Source organism: Luteimonas sp. RC10 (assembly GCF_014192745.1).
Lineage (GTDB): Bacteria > Pseudomonadota > Gammaproteobacteria > Xanthomonadales > Xanthomonadaceae > Luteimonas.
In genome coordinates this window covers 278,911-298,016 of sequence record NZ_JACHYJ010000007.1, presented here as the reverse complement: position 1 = coordinate 298,016, position 19,106 = coordinate 278,911, and the positions used below count along the sequence as shown (strand labels likewise).

The window sequence follows — 19,106 nt, the reverse complement described above, 5'->3', positions numbered from 1 at the left end:
CATCCTTGGCCCTACGACACGTACAGTCGTCATAAAATGTTCGCTACTTCCCAACCTCTGAGAGCGTGAGCGCCGGTATGGCGAGTCCCTCGCATGAAGCCCGCACTTCCATGTGCGGACTGTCCAAGAATGCGAACACTCCCCACATCCTGGCGACCCTCCACCCTCTCCCTGGTGACAATAGCTGTATGGAACCACCCGATCCCATTCCGAACTCGGAAGTGAAACGTACATGCGCCGATGGTAGTGTGCATCTAGCATGCGAGAGTAGGTCATCGCCAGGGTCTTTACCCTAAACCCCCGCTGGTATTCCGGCGGGGGTTTTTCTTTGCGCGCTTTTCTCTTCGGACGGGGCGCCTGCCGTCCGCTTGCTTCGGAAGGGCAACGGCCCGCCGCCCGGTAGCCGCTCTTCCCTCGGCAAGGCATCCTGCCTTGACTCGGGCGCGCGCCATCCATGGCGCGCTCGACGCAGCCACCGGCCGCCAGTCCGCTGCTACGGACGTTGGCCGTGTGACTTCGGCGAAGATGCGTTGCTTCGAAACAGAGTAGATCCTCGAATCTGCTCCAACTTGAGCCGCCGGCTCTCCGCTGCAGTCGCGCTTGGAGGCCGACTACGCGCATGCCGACCATCTCCGAAGTCGCGAGGCAGCGCCTGTGCTGTCCGAAGACGAGTGGCAGACGGCCTCAAAGCAGCAGACTGGCGGCTGGTGGCCGCGTCAAGCGCGCCATGGGTGAGCCCGCTTTAGCTTGCGCGGCATGCCGCGCGAGCGGGCGAACGCCCGGCGTGCTTCGCCGGGCCGGACCGATCCGCGAAGCAGAGCGGGTGCGCGCCCGAGTCAGGACAGGGTGAGCATGGATGGCGTGCGCGGCATTGCCGCGCATCCATGCGAACGCCACGCGTGCTTCGCGTGGCCGGACCGCGAAGCGGCCTGACCGAGGGAAGAGCGGCTTCCGGCCGCTAGGCGGCTGCCCGTCCGAAGTAGAGCGCGATCGCCCTGAACTAGGCGGCGACTGTCGGATACGTCAGAACCTTTTCCCGGGCGTCCCGCCAGATACTCGTGACATCGGTTCAGCGGCGCAGGTGGCGCAGTTGTGCCAGGTCGTCGGCGATCGCATCTCGGCAGCTCGCCTCCATGCTGCGATAGAGCGCGAGGACTTTGTCCCCCAACGGCGTCAACGCCGCCCCGCCGCCGCCCTTGCCGCCGGTCAGCGTCGCCGCCACCGGCGCACCGAAGTAGAGGTTCATCTCCTCGACCAGCTGCCAGGCGCGCCGATAGCTCATCGCCATGCGGCGACCGGCCGCCGAGATCGATCCCGTCTCGCGAATGCCCGCCAACAGATCCGCCTTGCCCGGCCCGAGCATGACGCTGTCGAGGCGGATCCGCAGCTGGAAATCGGTAGGCGTGTGCATACGTCCAGCTTAGTGGACGCCGGCACGCCCGAGAAGCGATGCAGGCCGGCACGCCCCTTGTCCTCACCGCCTGCCGACGCCTCGATTGCGAGCGTGTCGCCATGGCCGTCAAGCCGACAGCACCCGCCAGCTCCACGTGGATGGCCAAGCCCGTCGATGCGATTCCGAACGGCGCGCTGTCCCGACTTCGCGCCGAGGCGGCGCAATGCCGCGCCTGCCCGCTGTGGCGGCCAGCCACCCAGACCGTGTTCGGACGCGGGCCGGCGTCCGCCCGGCTGGTGCTGGTCGGCGAGCAGCCCGGCGACCGCGAGGATCTCGCCGGGCAGCCCTTCGTCGGCCCTGCAGGGCAATTGCTGCGCGAGACCCTGGCGCAGGTCGGCATCGATACTGCATCGGTCTACCTCACCAACGCCGTCAAGCATTTCAAGTTCGTACCGCGCGGCAAGCGTCGACTGCACCAGCGCGCCAATGCGAGCGAGCAGGCCGCCTGCCGTCCCTGGCTTGCAGGCGAACTGGCGCGCATCGCGCCCGAGGTGGTGGTCGCGCTGGGGGCAATGGCCGCGCAGACCTTGTTCGGCAATGCCTTCCGGGTCTCGACCCAGCGCGGCGCCTGGCAGACGCTGCCCAACGGCCGGCCCGCGCTTGCGACCTGGCATCCGTCCGCGCTGCTGCGCATGCGCGCGCCCGACCGGGTGCAGGCCGAACATCAATTCGCGCAGGACCTGGCCCGCGTCGCCGATCACCTGACGCGTTGACGCGCGATCGCGCGCCGCGCGTCGCCTGCGTCGGTTCGCCTCAGGCAGTGTGCGCCTGGCCTCGTGTATCGTCGGGGCCTCGTCCAGCGGGAGGCCAGACGCGCGCCGATGAGCATCTATGCACTGGAATCGGTGTTCCGGCCGGCGTCGGTCGCCGTCGTCGGCGCCAGCCCGCGGCCGCGTTCGCTGGGGCGGCTGGTGCTGCAGCAGTTGCGCGACGGCGGGTTTGCCGGTCCGATCGGGCTGGTCAATCCGCGTCATGCGCAGATCGACGGCGTGAAGGCGGTGACCTCGCTTGAGGCGCTGCCGTTTGCGCCCGAACTGGTGATCATCGCCGCGCCGCCGGCCGACGTCGCCGACGTGGCGCGCGCCGCCGCCGATCGGGGGACCAAGGCCGCGATCGTGCTCACGCGCGACATGGGCAGCGGGCCGGGCTCGCACAACGCCGCGCTGGCCGAGATCGCGCGCAGCCGCGGTCTGCGCATTGTCGGGCCGAACTGTCTGGGCGTCATCGCGCCGCATGCACGGCTGTTCGCCAGCTTCGCCGCGCATGCGCCGGCACCGGGCGAGCTGGCGCTGATCTCGCAGTCGGGCGCCGTGGCCGCCGGCATGATCGAATGGGGCCGCTCGCGCGGGATCGGATTCTCGGCCGTGGCCTCGCTCGGCGACGGCCTGGATGTCGACTTCGCCGACCTGCTCGACTACTTCGCCACCGACCGGCACACCCGCGCGATCCTGCTTTACGTCGAGCGCGTACGCGACGCCCGCAAGTTCCTGTCGGCCGCGCGTGCCGCCGCACGCGCAAAGCCCGTGGTGGTGGTCAAGCCTGGCCGGCATGCGCGCAGCGCCGAGCCGCCGCAGACGCACACTGCCGCGCTGGCCAGCCCGGACGCGGTCTACGACGCGGCGTTCCGGCGCGCCGGCTTGCTGCGCGTGCATGCGCTCGACGAACTGTTCGCCGCCGCGGCGACGCTGTCGCGGCTGCGGATGCCGCCCGGCAACCGTCTGGCGGTGATGACCAACGGCATCGGCGTGGGCATGCTCGCACTCGACCGCCTGGTCGATCTGGGCGGCGAGCGTGCCGCACTCTCGGACGCCACGCTCGAGACGCTCGATGCCGCGTTGCCGCGTGGCTGGTCGCGCCGCAATGCGGTCGACATGCTCGGCGACGCCGACGGCCCGCGCTACGCCGCGACCCTCGCCGCGCTGCTGCAGGACCGGGACAACGACGCGATTCTGGTCATGAACGTGCCGACCGTGCTGTCCTCGCCGCCCGAGGTCGCGCGCGCCGTCGTCGAGACGCTGCGCGCACATCCGCGTGAGGCCGCGCGCAAGCCGGTGTTCGGCGTGCTGGTGGGCGAGCATCCCGAGGCGCGGCGGATCCTGGCCGACGCCGGCGTGCATGCCTTCACCAGCGAGGCCGGCGCCGTGCGCGGGTTCATGTACCTGGTGCGGCACCAGCAGGCGCAGCGCGCGTTGATGGAGACGCCGCCCAGCCTCCCCGACGACTTCAACGTCGACGCCGCCGGTGCGCGCGCCCTCGTCGAGGCGGCGATCGCCGATGGCCAGTGCTGGCTCGATCCGCCCGCGATCGCCCGGTTGTTCGCCGCCTACGACATCCCGCTCGCCGAGGCGATCCCGGCGTCCGACGCCGACGCAGCGGCCGAGGCTGCCGCGCCCCTGCTCGAGCGCGGCGGCGCGGTGGCGGTGAAGATCTGGTCGCGCGACATCCCGCACAAGTCCGACATCGACGGCGTGCGACTGAACCTGGCGAGCGTGGAGGCGGTGCGCGAAGCCGCGGACGAGCTGCTGCGCTGCGCGCGCGCCGCCCGCCCGCAGGCGCGGATCGAAGGCGTGACCGTGCATCCGATGGTCGTGCGGCCCAAGGCGCGCGAACTGATCGCCGGCATCGCCGACGATCCGACCTTCGGCCCGGTCGTGGTCTTCGGCCGTGGCGGCACCGCGGTCGAGATCATCGACGACAAGGCGCTGGCGTTGCCGCCGCTGGACTTGCGTCTGGCGCACGAGTTGATCGGACGCACGCGCGTGGCGCGCATCCTCAAGGCCTACCGCGATGTGCCGGCGGCCGACGAACGGGCGGTCGCGCTGCTGCTGGTGAAACTGGCGCAGATGGCCGCCGACATCCCCGAGATACAGGAGGTCGACGTCAATCCGCTGCTCGCCGACCGCGATGGCGTGATCGCGGTCGATGCGCGGGTCGCGGTGGGCCCGGTGCAGCGGCTGCATCCCGGCCGCGGGCACCCGCGCTTTGCGGTGTTCCCGTATCCGAAGGAGTGGGAGCGCACGATCGCCCTGGGCAACGGCAGCGATGTGTTCGTGCGGCCGGTGCGGCCGGAGGACGAGGCGATGTTCCTGCGCTTCTTCGAGCGGGTCAGCACCGACGACCTGCGGCTGCGCTTCTTCAGCGCAGTGCGCCATTTCAGCCACGAGTTCATCGCCAGGCTCACCCAGCTCGACTATGCGCGCTCGATCGCGCTGGCGGCGATCGACCCGGCCAGCGGCGAGATGCTCGGCGCGGTGCGCCTGCTGGCCGATGCCAACTACGACACCGGCGAGTACGGGATCATGGTGCGTTCCGACCTCAAGGGCGCGGGTCTGGGCTGGCGGTTGATGCGGATCATGATCGAATACGCCCGCTGGCAGGGGCTGCGGATGGTCGAGGGCCAGGTGCTGCGGGAGAACACCACGATGCTGGCGATGTGCCGCCAGCTGGGGTTTGCGATCACCGCCGATCCGGACGATGCGACCGTGGCGATCGTGCGCTTGCCGATCGTGGCCGAGCCGCCGCCGGCGATCTGAACGCCGGCTGCCGTCATCGCGCCGGCATCGGCCGCGCCGGCGATAATGGCGCGTGCGCAAGATCCTCCACATCGACATGGACGCGTTTTACGCGTCGGTGGAGCAGCGCGACGATCCATCGCTGCGCGGGCGTCCGGTCGTGGTCGCCTGGCGCGGCGCGCGCTCGGTGGTCTGCGCGGCCTCCTACGAGGCCAGGCCCTATGGTGTGCGCTCGGCGATGCCGGCGGTGACCGCCGAGCGGCTGTGCCCGGATGCCGTGTTCGTGCCGCCGGATTTCCCGCGCTACAAGGCCGTCTCGCGGCAGGTGCGCGAGATCTTCCTGCAGCACACCGACCTGGTGCAGCCGCTGTCGCTCGACGAAGCCTATCTCGACGTGACCGCCCCCAAGATTCCCTCGCCCAGCGCGACCGCGACCGCGCAGGCGATCCGTGCGCAGATCCGCGAGGCGACCCAGTTGACGGCGTCGGCGGGCGTGGCGCCCAACAAGTTCCTGGCCAAGATCGCCTCGGACTGGCGCAAGCCCGACGGCCTGTTCGTGGTCAAGCCGGGCCAGGTCGAGGCCTTCCTGACGCCGCTGAAGGTCGGCCTGATCCCTGGCGTGGGCAAGGTGATGGAGAAGAAACTCGCCGAGCTCGGCGTGACCACGGTGGGCGAACTGCGCGGGCTGTCGCTCGACGCGCTCGAGCGGCGTTTCGGCAGCTTCGGCGCGCGGCTCTACCAGCGCGCACGCGGCATCGACGAGCGTCCGGTCGAGCCGGACCAGCCGGTGCAGTCGATCTCGTCGGAGGACACGTTCGAGACCGACCTGCCGCTCGAAGCGCTGGCGCCGATGATCGAACATCTGGCGGAGAAGACCTGGGCAGCCACGCGCAAGACCGCGCGCGTGGGCCGGACCGTCGTGCTCAAGCTCAAGACCGCGCAGTTCCGCATCCTCACGCGCAGCTTCACGCCCGATGCGCCCCCGGCCTCCCAGGCCGAGCTCACGCGGATCGCGTTGGCATTGCGCGAGCGCGTGGATCTGCCGGCCTCGACCCGCTACCGGCTCGTCGGTGTCGGCCTGGGCGGCTTTCGCGAGCCCGAAGACCTGCCACAGCAGGCCGGCCTGTTCGGCGAGACCGAGCTCTAGCCGGCCTCGCTCTCGCCGGCGTCAGGCCGGCTGCCAATCGAAGGCCAGCGTCTCGTCGCGCGCAAAGCGCTGCAGATGGTTCTCGATGACCTGCTGGTAGCGGGCGCTCGACTCGGCATCGGGCTGGGTGAGCACGATCCGCAGCGCATCGCCCTCGACGACGAAGTCCGCGCCCGCAGCGTCGCCGGCGAACGGGATGAAGGCGTGCGCGTCGTGGTCGCGGCGGATCTCGAACTTGTGCCGCCAGTGGTTGCACAGCGTACGCAGCAGGCGCGGGGCATCGTTGGATCGGGAGGTGGCGGTTGTGGTGATCGGCATCGCAGGGCTCCAGAGCGGGCGGCATCGCCGCGGAGCGAGCATAGGCGCGCACCGCACGCCTTGCACATGGAATCGGGCGAACGCAGCGTTGCAGGCGGCAAGCCACGACGCGATGGCCCACACTAGGCAGCCTCCCCCGCACGACGAGGCACAGGCGTGAACGATGCATCCGCGAAGGCGGCCGGTTTTCCCTGGCCGGTGGCGCTGTTCGATCTCGACGGCACCCTGGTCGACAGCGCATCGGACATCGCAGCATCGGTCAATCGGCTGTTGGCCGAGCTCGGCCATGCCGAGGTCGACGAGGCCACCGTGCGCAGTTGGATTGGCGACGGCGCGCGCCAGCTCATCACCCAGGCGTTGCGGCACGCCGGCGACGGACGCGATGTCGAGACCGTGATGCCGCGCTTCATGCAGCACTACCGCGACTGCCTGCTGCTTGATCCTCAGGTGTATCCCGAGGTGCCCGAGACCCTGCAGGCGCTGCGCGCGGCCGGCGTGCGGATGGCGGTGTGCACCAACAAGCCGGCGCCGTTCGTCGGCCCGTTGCTCGAGGCGCTGGATCTGGCGCAGTACTTCGATGCGGTGCTCGGCGCCGGCGCGTTGCCCGAGCGCAAGCCGCATCCGCGGCCGCTGCTGCATCTGGCCGCGCACTTCGGTGTCGACATCGGGCAATGCCTGATGGTCGGCGATTCGTCGGCCGATGCCGGCGCGGCGATCGCCGCGGGCGCGCCGCTGGTGCTGGTGAGTTATGGCTACCGGCGCGACTTCGATCTGCACGGCTGCGGCGCGCATGCGGTCATCGACCGTTTCGGCCAGTTGCTCACGCTCTGCGCGGACGCGGACGCGGGCGATCGGCGCGCCTGATGCAACGGCGGCGGCATCGCGGTCTTGTGCGGCATCGGCGTGACCGGCGCTACTGCGCCTGCAGCCAGGTCTCGGTCTGGGCCGGGGTGCGCAGCCGCACGACCGTCAGGTGCGGATAGGCCGCCTCGATGCTGGGCATGCGTTCGGCCCACTTGTGCAGAGTCACGGTCTGCCAGCGCAGGATGCTGACATTCGGATCGCGCGACAGCAGCCGCCACGGCGGACGCTCGACGTTGCCATTCCACAACCGCGTGCGCAGTACGCTGCGCATCAGCGTGCGGCGCAGCAGCCGGCGACGCACCAATGCTGCCGGGTAATCGAGCCACAGCAGCAACTGCGCACGCGGCCCCAGGATGTGGTCGGTGCCAAGGCTGATGTACTGGAACTCGGTGACCCAGCGCGGCTCGGCGGCGAAGGCGCGGACGTCGTCGAGGAACGTCGGTCGCGGCGTCCAGTCAGGGCCGTGATACAGGCCGTCGATCTCGATGTGGCGCAGTCCCCAGTGCGCGGCCAGGCGCCGCGCCAACGTGGTCTTTCCGCTGCCGGTGACACCGGCGACGAGCACGCGCTGGGGAACGAACGGCAGCGGAGCGTGGGGGGCGTGCATGCGGGGATGCTATCGCGGCCGGCGTGGGGGACGCGCCGACGCATTGCGCCCACGCAGGGCGCTTACGTCGTCGGTGGTGCGTCTGCGAGCGCCGCGAACCACGCCGCGTACGGCGAATTGCCGACCAGGTGCCGGTTGTAATCGGGTGCGCCATCGGTCCACCACACCGGGCCGCGTTCGCCCAGACCACGTTTGGCGGCATCCACCTGTTGGCGTGCGCGGGTGAGCGCCTTCGCATCGTCCGCCGCAAGCGCCGCCTTGACCGCGCGGCGCGCGTCCATCAACACCAACACCAGCTGCTGGCGCGCGGGCTCGTCCAGGTGCGGATTGGTGCTGCGCCACAGGCGCCCGCGCACCACCAGATAACGGCCGTCGGGAGTCTTCAGCGGCGGCGCTGCGCGGGTCATGCGGTCTGCGGCCGGCAGATCATCGCGGTGTTCGCGCCATGGCGGTCGCGCAATGCACACGATCGCATGACATCTGTTTCACGCAATGCCAAGACCGGGTTGGCGAGCATCCAGGGTCCCGGCTGCGTGCAAGCGCGGCCGCCCAACAGGAGGTCTCGATGTTCCCCTTCGCCCGGTCGCGCGTGCGTACCGCGGCCCAGGCCACCGTCCTGGGCCTGATGTCCGGCGTGCTGCTCGCGGCTTGCGCGCCTGCTGGGGACGCGCCGACAGCCGCGCAGCACGAAGCGACCACGCCGGCACCGGCGCAGGTGCCGGCCATCGACGTGGCCGCGCCTGGTGCAGCGGGCGGCACCGAGGGTGGCGACGGCTCGCAGATCGAGCTCGGCACCTTGAGCGAACGCGATATCGCCGATGCGGCGTTGGCCGGCGAACTCGCCTGCAGCTTCGCGCAAGACGGCCAGGCGCCGTTGTTGTTCGCCAAGGGCGTGGTCGGTGCCGCCGAGCCTGCGCAAGGCGTCGTCAAGGTGAGCGGTGTCGTCGAGCCGGTACGCGCGCCCGGCGGCTTCGACGGCATGAACAAGAACCCGACGTTCACAGGCCGGGGTACGACGATCCACATCGTCGAAACCGGCACGGCGTCCGGCGGCGGCGAGTCGCCACCGCGCCCGGCGACGTTGACCTACCAGCGCGGCGATGGCGCGAGCCGCAGCGTCGAGGGGATGTGGCAATGCGGGCCATGAGCCGCGACGCGGCCTGATCCAGTCTCCGGTCGTTTCATGCAATCTGCCGCGCAGCATCCGCGCGGCCGCACCGGTGGCGAGGCCCTCCCGCCACCGGTGTGCGATCACGGTGCGACGTGGCCTTCGATCGAATCGTCGAGCGTCTTGCCGATCGCAGCGCCAAGCGCCATCTTCGTCGCCGCGACGAAGTCGCCGTGCTTGTTGTCCCAATAATAGCCCGCCCGCGGCTGCACCCGGATCACGGTGATCCGTGGGTCGTCCTTGCCCTCGGTGAACCAGGTTTTCATGATCGGGCTCCACAGTGCCTCGATCCGGTCGCGGTCCCGGCTCACCGTGGCCTGGCCGTCGAGCACCAGGAAACCGGAGTGCTTGGACGCCTGCAGGTACAGACGCACGTTCGGGTCGGCCTGGATCTCGGCGTTCTTGTGGCTGTCGGCGGCGCTGAGGAACCACAGCACGCCATCGTCGTCGGCCTGCTCGATCGACATCGGACGGGTGCCGCCGGTGTCGCTGTCGGGCAGCGGCGTGGTGCAGAAGAAGCAGGCGCCGGCATCCTTGGACATGTCGCGGATGCGGGCGGTCGCCGCCGTGGCCGCCAGATCCTGGCGGTTGTCCTCGGGCTGATTGCGGTTGATCGAATCCATGGGGCGTCTCCATCGGTTGGGCACGCCGAGGCGCGAAGGGGGTGCGCGTCGGTCGATGCGACAGCGTGGAAGTGCGCCGGTGATCCGGGTGTGACTCCGGCGACCGCATCGCTTCCACGCCGGGCCTGGCGATGGGCGGCTTGCGTCCTGGCGCCCGGCCTGCGACCGTTCGCCGGATGACGAAATCGCATGCCCTGTCGCCCATCGGCCGCGTCTTCGCGGTGGTGGCCTTGATCGAAGCGTTCACCTGGGCCGGCCTGTTGGTCGGCATGGTCCTCAAATACGGCACCGGCACCACGACCCTGGGGGTGTGGTGGTTCGGGCGCTTGCACGGCGCGGCGTTCCTCGCCTATCTCGCCGTCGCACTCGTCGCGGCGCTGCGCCTGCGCTGGCCCTGGTGGGCCTGGCTGCTCGCGATCCTGGCCGCCCTGCCGCCGCTGGCGACACTGCCGCTGGAGCGCTGGTACCGGCGGCGAGGCCTGCTCGCCCCACCGTCCGCGCGCGCGTAGTCCGGCGCCAGCCATGCAGGCCGGACGCGCCGTTGCGCTCAGCGCTCGCGTCCCAACTGCCGGGCCATCTCTCGCGTCAGCCGGCGCCGCGCCATGTAGCCCTGCAACTGGCGGGCCTTGATCGTGGTGGGGCGCAGCTCGGTGCTGCCGTCGGGCCCGGTCTCGACGCGATAGCGCCGCGACGCCCCACACAGTTCGGCGTGGCTGGCGGTGATCGTGACCACGGTGATCTCCAGGCACTGCACCGGCATGTCGGCCTGGATATGCGGGTTCGCCGCGCAGGCGCGCTCGAGCATCGTGCCGAACCGACCGATGTCCTTTTCTTCGCCGCTGCCCAGCGGGCCGACATTGGTCGCGCTGCGTGCGTCCTCGGCCTCGATCACACTCGGGTCCTGCCAGCGTTCGGTGCGCTCGGGGATGACCGCACGCACGCTGTGGCCGTCGGGGCCGGTGAGCTCGAGCATGATGTCGAGCAGATAGACCGGCTCCAGGCCCAGATTGGTCACGAAGCAATGCGCGTGCATGCCGCGACCGGCACCCGAGGTGATCAGGATCGACGGGCGGTGCTGCCGCCGGTAGCTCGACAGGAACACATTGAGATAGACGATCCAGATCAGCGCGGTCAGCCCGCTCATGCCCGCGGCGATCAGCGGGGCGTAGTCGAGCAGCGTTTGCAGCACGGCAAGCTCCTTCGGGCCATGGCGACAGGGGAGGGGCCGGCGACTGTGACTGCGCCGGTGTCGGCCCGGTGCCAAGGCCGCGCCCCGCACCGTGTCGTTCCTGCACGGCAGGCCGACGACCCGCGGTGTGGCGCGGGCGGTACACTCCCGATCCCCTGAACGCGAGGAGCGCGTCATGCATCGATTCCGTCTGTCCGCCGTCTGTTTCCTGGTGCTCGCCACGCTGGCGCTGGCGGCGTGTTCGTCCGCCAAGCCTGAAGCGACGGTCCAGGCGTTCTATGAGGCGGCGGCCAAGGGCGATGTCGAGAAGGCCACCGCGCAGGTGTCGTTCGCCGACGTGCCCGCCAACGGCATGGTGCAGGCCAAGGGCAAGGTGCAGATGATCGTCGGCGAGATGCAGTCGCGGATCGATGCCAACGACGGCCTCGACAAGATCGAGGTGATCGAGTCGAGCATCGACGACGAGGGCGAAACCGCGCGCGTGCAGGTCCGGGTCGTCTTCGACAACGGCAAGGACCTGACCGAGACGCACCACATGGTCCGCGACGACGGCAAGTGGAAGATCCGTCTGCGCTGAGGACGAGACGATGTGGCGCTGGTGGTGCGCGCTGCTGGCGTTGTGCGCGGCCAGCGTCTGTCTGGCCGGCGGCCCGGCGCTGCCGGCCGAGGCGCAGGCCGGCGATCTGGTGTTTCGACGCGGGACCGAGTCGGTCAGCGCGATGGTGCTGGCGATCGACGGCGGGCAATTCAGCCACGTCGGCATGCTGGTCGGGCGTCCCGGCACCTGGCAGGTCGTGCATGCGACGCCCTCCGAAGTGCCTGGGCGCGCCGACGGCGTGGTCGTCGATGCCCTGAGCTTCTTCCTCGACCCGGTGCGCAGCCGCGACTATGCGGTCTATCGCGTCGATGCCCCCGATGCCCTGCGCGCCGCTGCGGTCGGCGAGGCGCTGGGCCAGCGCGGCACCCGCTTCCGCATGGCCGATCCGGCCGGCACCTACTGCACCCGGCTGGTCTGGGAAGCCTGGCGCCGCGCCGGCGTCGATCTGGAGGTGCGTTTCACCCGGCTCGCCCTGCCGCTGATGCAGGGCGACTATCTGCTGCCGACGCCGCTGAGCCGTTCGCCCCGCTTGCGGCGTCTGGCGTTGCCGCAGGATGCCGAGGGCTGAACGCGGCCCCATCGCGCGCTGTGACCGACGCCCGATTCGCCGGCCCCGCAGGCCACTAGGCTGGCGTCGGGGGATCCTTCCGACGGACTGGAGACAAGCACGATGAGCAGACGTGGACGCGTGATCGCGGCGATGGTGTCGCTGGTGCTGGGGATCGTGGTGGTGGGCAGCGCCGCCGCGCGCTGGCCGATCCTGGGCGTGGAGTGGGCGGAATGGACGCGTTACGACGCGGCCGGCAACGCGATCGGCGGTGGCCGGATCGAATGCGACGGCTCGGTCCAGACCTGGGGCGATGCCGGCGGGGCGCACGGCTTCACGCTCTATCCCTGCCCCTGAGGGCTGCGGCGGGCGGACCCGGTCCGCCCGCCGTCATGCGTGCGCCGTGCGGTCGCGGTGACGGCGAGGCAGGCGCAATGCGCTAGTAGACCTGCCGCGCGTCCGGCGGGGGCGGGTTCCACTGGTACAGCCAGGTTTCGCTCAGCGCATTGCCGGTCGCGGGATCGCGCAGGAACAGCCGCAGGTCCAACTGCTCGGTGCCCGGCCCGGGCGGGACGATGTCGAACATCACCCGATAGCCTTCGACCGCGTGCAGCGGGCGGGCCGAGACCGTTTCCAACTGGCCGGCGGTGGTCTGCAGCACCGGCTCGACCGTGGCATTGCGCCCGGCCAGCGCCGCGAGCGCGCCGCCGGCGAAGTCGACCGCGAAGCGCTGCGACCAGGCCTTGCGCGCGAAGCCGATGCGGCCGCCCAGGCCCGTACGCGTGGCGATGCAGGTCGCCAACGGCGGACGCGCGGGCATCACCTCGCCCCAGAACAGCCGGTAGCCGAACAGCAACTCGCGACCGGGCTCGACCGGCTGGGCCGGATGCCAGAACGCGACCACGTTGTCGAAGGTCTCATCGACCGTCGGGATCTCGACCAGTTGCACCTCGCCGCGCCCCCAACCGTCGCGCGGTTCGACCCACAGCGAGGGCCGACGCTCGTAGAAGACGCCGTCGTCCTGGTAGTGGTCGAAGTTGCGGTCGCGCTGCAGCAGGCCGAAGCCGCGCGGGTTGTCGTCGGCGAAGGCGTTGAATCGCAGCGCGCGCGGATTGCCCAGCGGACGCCACAGCCGCTCGCCGCTGCCGGTGTGCAGCGCCAGGCCGTCGCTGTCGTGGATCTCCGGGCGCCAGTCCCAGGCCATGCGGCGGTCGTTCTCGCCGGTCTGGTACATGCTGGTCGCCGGCGCGATGCCCAGGCGCTCGATCGCGGTGCGCGGGTACAGCGCGCAGTCGACCTCCATCACCAGCGGCTCGCCCGGGGTGATCGCGAACCGGTAGGCGCCGGCGACCGAAGGCGAATCGAGCAGGGCGTAGACGACCACGGTGTCGCTGTCGGGTGCAGGGCGCTCGAGCCAGAAGTCGGTGAAGTCGGGAAACTCCTCCGGTCGCGGCAGGCCCGTATCCACGGCCAGGCCACGCGCCGACAGGCCGTACTGACCGCTCGCGCCGACCGCGCGGAAGTAGCTGGCGCCCAGGAATGCGGCGAAGTCGCGCTTGGGATCGCTGCGCCGATTGAGCCGGAAACCGGCGAAGCCCAGGTCGGTCGGCAACGCGGCGCCATCCAGGCCCGAAGCGCCGTAGTCGAACATCGCCGGGTCGTAGGCGATCTCGCGCGCCTGGCCCTCGGCCAGCGCGTGCATGCGGACCGGCCGCTTGAAGAACAGGCCGAGGTGAAAGAACTGGGCCAGGTAACGGGTGTCGTCCTCGTGCCACAGCGCATGGTCCTGGCGGAACTGCAGCGCCTGGTAGGCGTCCCAGTCGAGCGCGGCGACCGGCTGGGGCAGTGCGGCCGGCCGCGCGGTGTACGCCTGACCGGCCAGTGCGCGGGCGCGTCCCTTGAGCGCGGCGAAGTCGAACGGGGCCGGTGCGCCCATGCGCAGGGCGGCCAAAACCGAGGTCGGCAGAGCGGCCGCGCAGAGGGCCGCCAGGCCGCCGTGCAGGAACGAACGTCGTTGCATGCGGGCGAGGTCCGAGTGTGGAGCGCGCATCCTATCCAACCCAGGGCAACGTGCCGTTAGCGTGCCGCGGGCCTGCACGGCCACTGCACATCCACGCCCCTAGGCTGGCGCACCGTCGAAACGAGTTCCCCCGCATGCACGTCCGCGCAGGCTGCGAACTCGCGATCGAGACCGATGTCGCCGCCCCCGTCATCGCGATGCTGCGGCCCAGGACCGGCCGCGCGCGCTGGCACGTCAACGACCGCGCAGGCTTCGATCCGGCCTTGGGCTTCGACGAGTATCTCGACGGCTTCGGCAACCGCTGCCAGCGCTTCACGCTGCCGCCTGGACTGACCCGCATCCGTTTGCAGACGCGCGCGGTCGCCGCGCCCGACCCCGATGCGATGCCCGAGGCGCCGGCGGTCGCGCCGGCCGATCTGCCGGCCTCGACACTGCAGTTCCTGCTGCCCAGCCGCTACTGTCCGTCCGACCGCGCGGCCATGTACGCGCGCGCACTGGAGATCGTCGGCGACGCCGCGCCGGGCCATGCCCAGGTCGAGGCGATCCGGCGCTGGATCCACGATCATCTCGCCTATCGCTACGGCGTCAGCGACGCCAGCACCGATGCCCAGGACACGCTGGCGCAAGGCGCCGGTGTCTGCCGCGACTTTGCGCATGTCGGCATGACCTTGTGCCGCGCACTCGACATTCCAGCGCGGATGGTCGTGGGCTGGCTGCACGACCTCAAGCCGATGGACATGCACGCCTGGTTCGAGGCCTACCTGGGCGACGCCTGGCATACCTTCGATGCCACCCAGGCGACGCCGCGCGGCGGCCGGGTGGTGATCGCGCATGGACGCGACGCGGCCGACGTCGCCTTTCTCACCAGCTACCGACCGCTGCGCACGGTGTCGATCCAGGTCTGGACCGAACTCGACGCAGTGGCGTGAGCCCACTGGAATCCCGTCCATGCAGTTGTTCAAGTGCGACCGTTGCGAGCAGGTGCTGTATTTCGAGAACACCGAGTGCCTGCGCTGCGGCGCGCGGCTGGGGTTCGTGCCCGAGCAGGTGACGCTGGGCGCGCTGATGCCTGATGGCGCGGCCTGGCGGCTGCAGGCCGCGCCCACGGGGCTGCGTTACCGGTTCTGCGCCAACGCCACGCATTCGGCCTGCAACTGGCTGCTGCCTGTCGACGATGCCGAAAACTACTGCCGCGCCTGTCGCCACAACCGCACCATCCCGGACCTGTCCGATGACGACCGGCTGCAGGCCTGGCGGCGGATCGAGGTCGCCAAGCGCCGGCTGTTCTACAGCCTGCTGCGCTTGCGCCTGCCCACACCGACCGTCGGCAGCGGCGATCCCGAGCCGCTGTCGTTCGATTTCCTGGCCGACCCGCCGGACGGGCCACGGGTGATGACCGGGCACGACAACGGCCACATCACCATCGCACTGTCGGAGGCCGACGACGCCCGCCGGGAGGCGGCGCGGGTGTCGATGGGCGAGCTCTATCGCACCCTGCTGGGGCATTTCCGTCACGAGATCGGCCACTACTATTGGGACCGGCTGGTGCGCGACGCCGGGCAGGCCGAGCTCGCCCGCTGCCGCGCGCTGTTCGGCGACGATCGGCAGGATTACGGCCAGGCGCTGCAGCGCTACTACGCGAACGGCGCGCCCGCGAACTGGCAGGACAGTCATGTCAGCTGCTACGCGACGATGCACCCCTGGGAGGACTGGGCCGAGACCTGGGCGCATTACCTGCACATCGTCGACACGCTGGAGATGGCCGCCGCGTTCGGCATCCGCATCGCGCCCGACATCGCCGAGAGCGCGACGATGGAGACCGAGATCACCTTCGACCCCCATCACGTGGCCGACCTGCAACGGCTGATCGACGCCTGGTTGCCGCTGACCTATGCAGTCAACAGCCTCAACCGCGCGATGGGCCAGCCCGATCTGTACCCGTTCGCGATCGCGCCGCCAGTGCTGGAGAAGATGGCCTACATCCACGGCCTGATCCGGCGCGCAGGTGGGCGCGCCGGCGTCGCTCAGCCGTAGTAGGCCAGGAACATGTCGACCGCCGATTCGGCCACGCGCGTCTGTTGCGCCGCCGACAGCGGCGGCTGGCCCATCGACAACTGCGGCCACAGCGCGAAGCTTTTGACCAGGCCCTGCAGCTGCATCGACGCGAATGCCGGGTCGTCCGTCCGCAGCCGGCCGTCGGCGGCCGCGGCCCGGATCCAGACCGACACCCCTTCCTCGCGATCGCCCAGGCGGGAGAGCAGGTCGCGCGCCAGTGCGGGCGAGTGGATGCCTGCGGCGATGGCCACGCGTGCCAGGTCCACGAACTCCGGGTCGTGGAGCAGCCGCAGCTTCTGGCGCACCAGCTCGAGCAGTTGGGGGCGCAGCGGGCGATCGGCGCGGTAGGCGAGGTCCGGCCCGCAGACGCCGCGCTCGAGCATCGACTCGAGAATGCGCAGGAACAGCGCGTCCTTGCCGGGAAAGTGGTTGTAGACGGTGCGTTTGGAGACGCCGGCGCGACTGGCGATGCGGTCCATGCTGGTCGCCTCAAAGCCGGCGGCGCGGAACTCGGCCACCGCCGCCTCCAGGATCGCCGCGTGCTTGCGATCGGTGAGCCGGGCGAGGGGCGGGTCGCGGTCCATCGCGCAATTCTACACCGAAGGGTTTACATTCAGTCTGCGATAACTACACTGCACCGTGTAGTTTCTGTGGAATCCCGCAATGCCCGCCGCCCCGACGCCTTCGCCCGCACGACCCGCGCGTCGTCGACGGCGCACCGCTGTCATCGTCCTCTCCGTCCTTGGAGCCTGCATCGTGAGCGCCTGCCTGCTGTCGTACTTCCGGACCACGCGTCCCATCGCCGACTACGCAACATCGCCGCAGGCCGAGGCCGGCCGCTTCCGCAATCCAGTGCCGCGACCGCCGATCGGGGCGGCCAAGACCGTTCGGTTGATGTGGGAGATGCTGTTCGAGAAACCGGCCACCACCGTGCCGGCCCATGCGCCTGCGGTCTCGCCGCTGACTCCGGCCGACCTCGAGGCCGCGCCGGACCGCAGCGCCTGGCGGCTGGGCCACTCGACCGTGCTGCTCAAGCTCCGCGGCGGTTTCTGGCTGACCGACCCGGTGTTCTCCGAGCGTGCCTCGCCGGTGCAATGGATGGGGCCCAAGCGCTTCCACGCCCCGCCGATCGCGCTCGACGCGCTGCCGCCGCTGCGCGGCGTGCTGCTGTCGCACGATCACTACGACCATCTCGACCGCGACACCGTGCGCGCATTGGCCGACCGTGCGGCGGTGTTCCTGACGCCCCTGGGCGTGGGCGACCGTCTGATCGCGTGGGGCGTGCCGGCAGCCCAGGTGCAGCAGTTCGACTGGTGGCAGGGCACCACGATCGGCGACCTGCGCTTCACCGCCACGCCGGCCCAGCACTTCTCCGGTCGCGGGCCGTTCGACAGCGACCGCACGCTATGGGCCTCGTGGGTGATTGAGGACCGCGCGGCCGACGGCGACCCGGGCCTGCGGCTGTTCTTCAGCGGCGACACCGGCTATTTCGACGGATTCGCGGAGATCGGCCAGCGTTTCGGACCGTTCGACGTGGCGATGGTCGAGACCGGTGCCTACGACCGACGCTGGGCCTTCGTGCACATGCAGCCCGAGCAGACGGTGCAGGCGCATCTCGACCTGGGCGCGCGCGTGCTGCTGCCGGTGCACAACGGCACCTTCGATCTGGCGATGCACGACTGGGACGAGCCGTTCGAGCGTGTGATGGCGATCGCCGCCGAGCGCGGGGTCACGCTGGCGACGCCGCGCATGGGCGAGCGCGTGGACCTGAGCGCGCCGCAGGCCACGAGCGCCTGGTGGCGCAACTAGCGAAACCGCCGCGCGACGAACGCGCAGTCCGCGTGGGCAGACAGCCTGCGTCGGCATACGACCGCCGCACAGCGGCCGCTTAGCGTCGCGTCGCGAGCACGCCGTCGAGCGCGGGGGCCGCGCGAAAGCCTGCCGCTTCGAGCCGGCGCGTGACCTCGCGCGGCACATCGCGTCCGCTGGTGAGGCGATTCGGGCTGCCTGTGTAGTGGAACAGTCGGCCGCCGCGCCGCAGCACGCGGGCCAGTTGATCGTAGAACGTCCGCGCGTACAGCTCGCCGGCGATGCCGAAGCGGGGTGGGTCGTGCAGGATGGCATCCACCGACGCATCGGCCAGGTCGGCGATGGCCGTCACGACATCGGCATGGACCAGCGACAGGCGTCCCTGCCATGGCGCGACATCGGGATCGGGCGACCACGGATTGCAGGTGCGCAGCCACAGCACGTCGGCGTTCTTTTCGAACGAATGCACATGCGCCGCGCCCGCGTCCAGGCAGCACGCGGCGAAATAACCCAGGCCACCGCAGGTGTCGAGCACGCGCGCCCCTTGCGGGGCGACCAGGGCGACCTTGCGGCGGGCATCGTCCAGTGGCGATGCCTGCGCGGTGGGCAGCATCTTGATGCCGTCGATCTCGAACGTCGGTGGCCCCCACGGCGTGGGCACGAGCTTGATCAAGGCACGGCCGTAACGCGAGATGGCGACCCAGGCCTCGTCGTCGTAGCGGTACACGGTGCGCTCGCGCAACGCCCCGGGCCAGGGATAGTCCGCGCCCTGCCACGTCCAGTGCGTGGCATGTAGCGTCGCGGTGGCGGTGCTGCGGTCCAGATCCAGCGAACCGGTCCACGTCGGCATGCCGGCATCGCGTGCTGCTCTGAGCGCGTCGGCAGTGTCGTGGGTCAACAACGGACCGAAGAGGTGAGCCACGGCAAACACCGAAAGAGGGGGCAGGCATCGTAGCCGACGCGCCCTGCATCCATCGGGGTGACCCCAGCTTGCAATCATCGTGCGTTCGTGCCCGCGCTCGCAGGTTCCTCATTCGCGTAAACCTGACTTGAATGCGAACCGCGTGATCGCGTCGAGCCGGTGTGAACATTTGCGCGCGCTTCAGGCAAGAGCGTCTCTACTGCGCCCCACGGGGCCACCCCCAACCCCGTATGTCCACGGATGCGCGCGCTGCGTATCCAAGAAAAAGAAGGAA

21 protein-coding genes and 1 rRNA gene are annotated in these 19,106 nt (G+C 70.3%); 13 read left to right on the top strand and 9 right to left on the bottom strand.

All coding sequences use genetic code 11. The features are described from left to right. The first annotated feature begins 170 nt into the window (after positions 1 to 170). Positions 171 to 284, top strand: a 5S ribosomal RNA gene (gene rrf / locus FHW73_RS13945). Between the two features lie 785 nt (positions 285 to 1,069). Here the strand turns inward: rrf and FHW73_RS13940 are convergent. Next, positions 1,070 to 1,411 carry a LysR family transcriptional regulator gene (locus tag FHW73_RS13940; RefSeq protein WP_183427341.1) on the bottom strand — a complete coding sequence of 114 codons (342 nt, stop codon included), beginning with the start codon at positions 1,409 to 1,411 and terminating at the stop codon, positions 1,070 to 1,072. Between the two features lie 101 nt (positions 1,412 to 1,512). Between FHW73_RS13940 and FHW73_RS13935 the strand changes: the two genes are divergently transcribed. The 3 genes from FHW73_RS13935 (at position 1,513) to dinB (ending at position 6,112) form a co-directional block, all read left to right on the top strand. After that, positions 1,513 to 2,166: a UdgX family uracil-DNA binding protein gene (locus tag FHW73_RS13935; RefSeq protein ID WP_183427340.1), complete on the top strand. Its 654-nt coding sequence runs from the start codon at positions 1,513 to 1,515 to the stop codon at positions 2,164 to 2,166. Positions 2,167 to 2,274: 108 nt separating this feature from the next. After that, the gene (locus tag FHW73_RS13930; protein ID WP_183427339.1) at positions 2,275 to 4,986 is read left to right on the top strand and encodes a bifunctional acetate--CoA ligase family protein/GNAT family N-acetyltransferase; all 2,712 of its coding nucleotides are present in this window, start codon (positions 2,275 to 2,277) and stop codon (positions 4,984 to 4,986) included. 52 nt (positions 4,987 to 5,038) lie between these two features. Beyond that, positions 5,039 to 6,112 (top strand): DNA polymerase IV, encoded by a 1,074-nt coding sequence (gene dinB, locus FHW73_RS13925; RefSeq protein WP_183427338.1) that lies wholly within the window; start codon positions 5,039 to 5,041, stop codon positions 6,110 to 6,112. Positions 6,113 to 6,133: 21 nt separating this feature from the next. On the opposite strand, the gene FHW73_RS13920 is transcribed toward dinB, so the two are convergent. Further along, on the bottom strand, positions 6,134 to 6,430 hold the full coding sequence (locus FHW73_RS13920) for a DUF2218 domain-containing protein (protein WP_221187563.1): 297 nt from the start codon (positions 6,428 to 6,430) through the stop codon (positions 6,134 to 6,136). Between the two features lie 156 nt (positions 6,431 to 6,586). Here FHW73_RS13920 and gph point away from each other — a divergent pair, with 156 nt between their 5' ends. Then, entirely contained in the window at positions 6,587 to 7,294 is a 708-nt protein-coding gene (gene gph / locus FHW73_RS13915; RefSeq protein ID WP_345776190.1) for a phosphoglycolate phosphatase, read from the top strand. 49 nt (positions 7,295 to 7,343) lie between these two features. Here the strand turns inward: gph and FHW73_RS13910 are convergent, their stop codons facing one another. Further along, positions 7,344 to 7,901: an AAA family ATPase gene (locus FHW73_RS13910; RefSeq protein WP_183427337.1), complete on the bottom strand. Its 558-nt coding sequence runs from the start codon at positions 7,899 to 7,901 to the stop codon at positions 7,344 to 7,346. 62 nt (positions 7,902 to 7,963) lie between these two features. Further along, complete coding sequence (locus tag FHW73_RS13905; RefSeq protein WP_183427336.1) at positions 7,964 to 8,308, bottom strand: hypothetical protein; 345 nt, start codon at positions 8,306 to 8,308, stop codon at positions 7,964 to 7,966. Between the two features lie 158 nt (positions 8,309 to 8,466). Here FHW73_RS13905 and FHW73_RS13900 point away from each other — a divergent pair, with 158 nt between their 5' ends. After that, positions 8,467 to 9,048 (top strand): hypothetical protein, encoded by a 582-nt coding sequence (locus FHW73_RS13900; protein ID WP_183427335.1) that lies wholly within the window; start codon positions 8,467 to 8,469, stop codon positions 9,046 to 9,048. Positions 9,049 to 9,152: 104 nt separating this feature from the next. Here FHW73_RS13900 and FHW73_RS13895 read toward each other — a convergent pair whose 3' ends face one another. Continuing rightward, positions 9,153 to 9,692, bottom strand: a complete 540-nt coding sequence (locus FHW73_RS13895; RefSeq protein WP_183427334.1) for a pyridoxamine 5'-phosphate oxidase family protein — start codon at positions 9,690 to 9,692, stop codon at positions 9,153 to 9,155. A 176-nt stretch (positions 9,693 to 9,868) separates the two neighbouring features. On the opposite strand from FHW73_RS13895, the gene FHW73_RS13890 reads away from it, so the two are divergent. Continuing rightward, the gene (locus FHW73_RS13890; protein WP_183427333.1) at positions 9,869 to 10,201 is read left to right on the top strand and encodes a DUF3817 domain-containing protein; all 333 of its coding nucleotides are present in this window, start codon (positions 9,869 to 9,871) and stop codon (positions 10,199 to 10,201) included. A gap of 38 nt (positions 10,202 to 10,239) precedes the next feature. On the opposite strand, the gene FHW73_RS13885 is transcribed toward FHW73_RS13890, so the two are convergent. Further along, positions 10,240 to 10,881, bottom strand: a complete 642-nt coding sequence (locus FHW73_RS13885) for a hypothetical protein (protein ID WP_183427332.1) — start codon at positions 10,879 to 10,881, stop codon at positions 10,240 to 10,242. A gap of 175 nt (positions 10,882 to 11,056) precedes the next feature. Between FHW73_RS13885 and FHW73_RS13880 the strand changes: the two genes are divergently transcribed. The 3 genes from FHW73_RS13880 (at position 11,057) to FHW73_RS13870 (ending at position 12,383) form a co-directional block, all read left to right on the top strand. Continuing rightward, the gene (locus tag FHW73_RS13880) at positions 11,057 to 11,458 is read left to right on the top strand and encodes a DUF4878 domain-containing protein (RefSeq protein ID WP_183427331.1); all 402 of its coding nucleotides are present in this window, start codon (positions 11,057 to 11,059) and stop codon (positions 11,456 to 11,458) included. Between the two features lie 10 nt (positions 11,459 to 11,468). Then, the gene (locus FHW73_RS13875; protein WP_183427330.1) at positions 11,469 to 12,047 is read left to right on the top strand and encodes a YiiX/YebB-like N1pC/P60 family cysteine hydrolase; all 579 of its coding nucleotides are present in this window, start codon (positions 11,469 to 11,471) and stop codon (positions 12,045 to 12,047) included. Between the two features lie 102 nt (positions 12,048 to 12,149). Then, entirely contained in the window at positions 12,150 to 12,383 is a 234-nt protein-coding gene (locus tag FHW73_RS13870; protein ID WP_183427329.1) for a DUF6289 family protein, read from the top strand. Positions 12,384 to 12,465: 82 nt separating this feature from the next. On the opposite strand, the gene FHW73_RS13865 is transcribed toward FHW73_RS13870, so the two are convergent. Then, entirely contained in the window at positions 12,466 to 14,046 is a 1,581-nt protein-coding gene (locus tag FHW73_RS13865) for a glucan biosynthesis protein D (RefSeq protein WP_183427328.1), read from the bottom strand. A 134-nt stretch (positions 14,047 to 14,180) separates the two neighbouring features. On the opposite strand from FHW73_RS13865, the gene FHW73_RS13860 reads away from it, so the two are divergent. Further along, a complete protein-coding gene (locus tag FHW73_RS13860) occupies positions 14,181 to 14,975 on the top strand; it encodes a transglutaminase family protein (protein WP_183427327.1) in 795 nt (264 codons plus the stop codon). Between the two features lie 19 nt (positions 14,976 to 14,994). Further along, entirely contained in the window at positions 14,995 to 16,080 is a 1,086-nt protein-coding gene (locus tag FHW73_RS13855) for a putative zinc-binding peptidase (RefSeq protein WP_183427326.1), read from the top strand. Here the strand turns inward: FHW73_RS13855 and FHW73_RS13850 are convergent. After that, a complete protein-coding gene (locus FHW73_RS13850; RefSeq protein WP_183427325.1) occupies positions 16,071 to 16,685 on the bottom strand; it encodes a TetR/AcrR family transcriptional regulator in 615 nt (204 codons plus the stop codon). The genes FHW73_RS13855 and FHW73_RS13850 overlap by 10 nt on opposite strands. Positions 16,686 to 16,857: 172 nt before the next feature. Between FHW73_RS13850 and FHW73_RS13845 the strand changes: the two genes are divergently transcribed. Beyond that, complete coding sequence (locus FHW73_RS13845) at positions 16,858 to 17,910, top strand: MBL fold metallo-hydrolase (RefSeq protein ID WP_345776189.1); 1,053 nt, start codon at positions 16,858 to 16,860, stop codon at positions 17,908 to 17,910. A 79-nt stretch (positions 17,911 to 17,989) separates the two neighbouring features. Here the strand turns inward: FHW73_RS13845 and FHW73_RS13840 are convergent, their stop codons facing one another. Then, positions 17,990 to 18,832 (bottom strand): SAM-dependent methyltransferase, encoded by an 843-nt coding sequence (locus tag FHW73_RS13840; protein ID WP_183427323.1) that lies wholly within the window; start codon positions 18,830 to 18,832, stop codon positions 17,990 to 17,992. Positions 18,833 to 19,106: the final 274 nt, after the last annotated feature.

Coding starts and splice junctions, on each gene's coding strand:
- FHW73_RS13940 (WP_183427341.1), bottom strand. CDS start 1,411: ATGCACACGCCTACCGATTTCCAGCTGCGGATCCGCCTCGACAGCGTC.
- FHW73_RS13935 (WP_183427340.1), top strand. CDS start 1,513: ATGGCCGTCAAGCCGACAGCACCCGCCAGCTCCACGTGGATGGCCAAG.
- FHW73_RS13930 (WP_183427339.1), top strand. CDS start 2,275: ATGAGCATCTATGCACTGGAATCGGTGTTCCGGCCGGCGTCGGTCGCC.
- FHW73_RS13920 (WP_221187563.1), bottom strand. CDS start 6,430: ATGCCGATCACCACAACCGCCACCTCCCGATCCAACGATGCCCCGCGC.
- FHW73_RS13910 (WP_183427337.1), bottom strand. CDS start 7,901: ATGCACGCCCCCCACGCTCCGCTGCCGTTCGTTCCCCAGCGCGTGCTC.
- FHW73_RS13905 (WP_183427336.1), bottom strand. CDS start 8,308: ATGACCCGCGCAGCGCCGCCGCTGAAGACTCCCGACGGCCGTTATCTG.
- FHW73_RS13900 (WP_183427335.1), top strand. CDS start 8,467: ATGTTCCCCTTCGCCCGGTCGCGCGTGCGTACCGCGGCCCAGGCCACC.
- FHW73_RS13895 (WP_183427334.1), bottom strand. CDS start 9,692: ATGGATTCGATCAACCGCAATCAGCCCGAGGACAACCGCCAGGATCTG.
- FHW73_RS13890 (WP_183427333.1), top strand. CDS start 9,869: ATGACGAAATCGCATGCCCTGTCGCCCATCGGCCGCGTCTTCGCGGTG.
- FHW73_RS13880 (WP_183427331.1), top strand. CDS start 11,057: ATGCATCGATTCCGTCTGTCCGCCGTCTGTTTCCTGGTGCTCGCCACG.
- FHW73_RS13875 (WP_183427330.1), top strand. CDS start 11,469: ATGTGGCGCTGGTGGTGCGCGCTGCTGGCGTTGTGCGCGGCCAGCGTC.
- FHW73_RS13870 (WP_183427329.1), top strand. CDS start 12,150: ATGAGCAGACGTGGACGCGTGATCGCGGCGATGGTGTCGCTGGTGCTG.
- FHW73_RS13865 (WP_183427328.1), bottom strand. CDS start 14,046: ATGCAACGACGTTCGTTCCTGCACGGCGGCCTGGCGGCCCTCTGCGCG.
- FHW73_RS13860 (WP_183427327.1), top strand. CDS start 14,181: ATGCACGTCCGCGCAGGCTGCGAACTCGCGATCGAGACCGATGTCGCC.
- FHW73_RS13855 (WP_183427326.1), top strand. CDS start 14,995: ATGCAGTTGTTCAAGTGCGACCGTTGCGAGCAGGTGCTGTATTTCGAG.
- FHW73_RS13850 (WP_183427325.1), bottom strand. CDS start 16,685: ATGGACCGCGACCCGCCCCTCGCCCGGCTCACCGATCGCAAGCACGCG.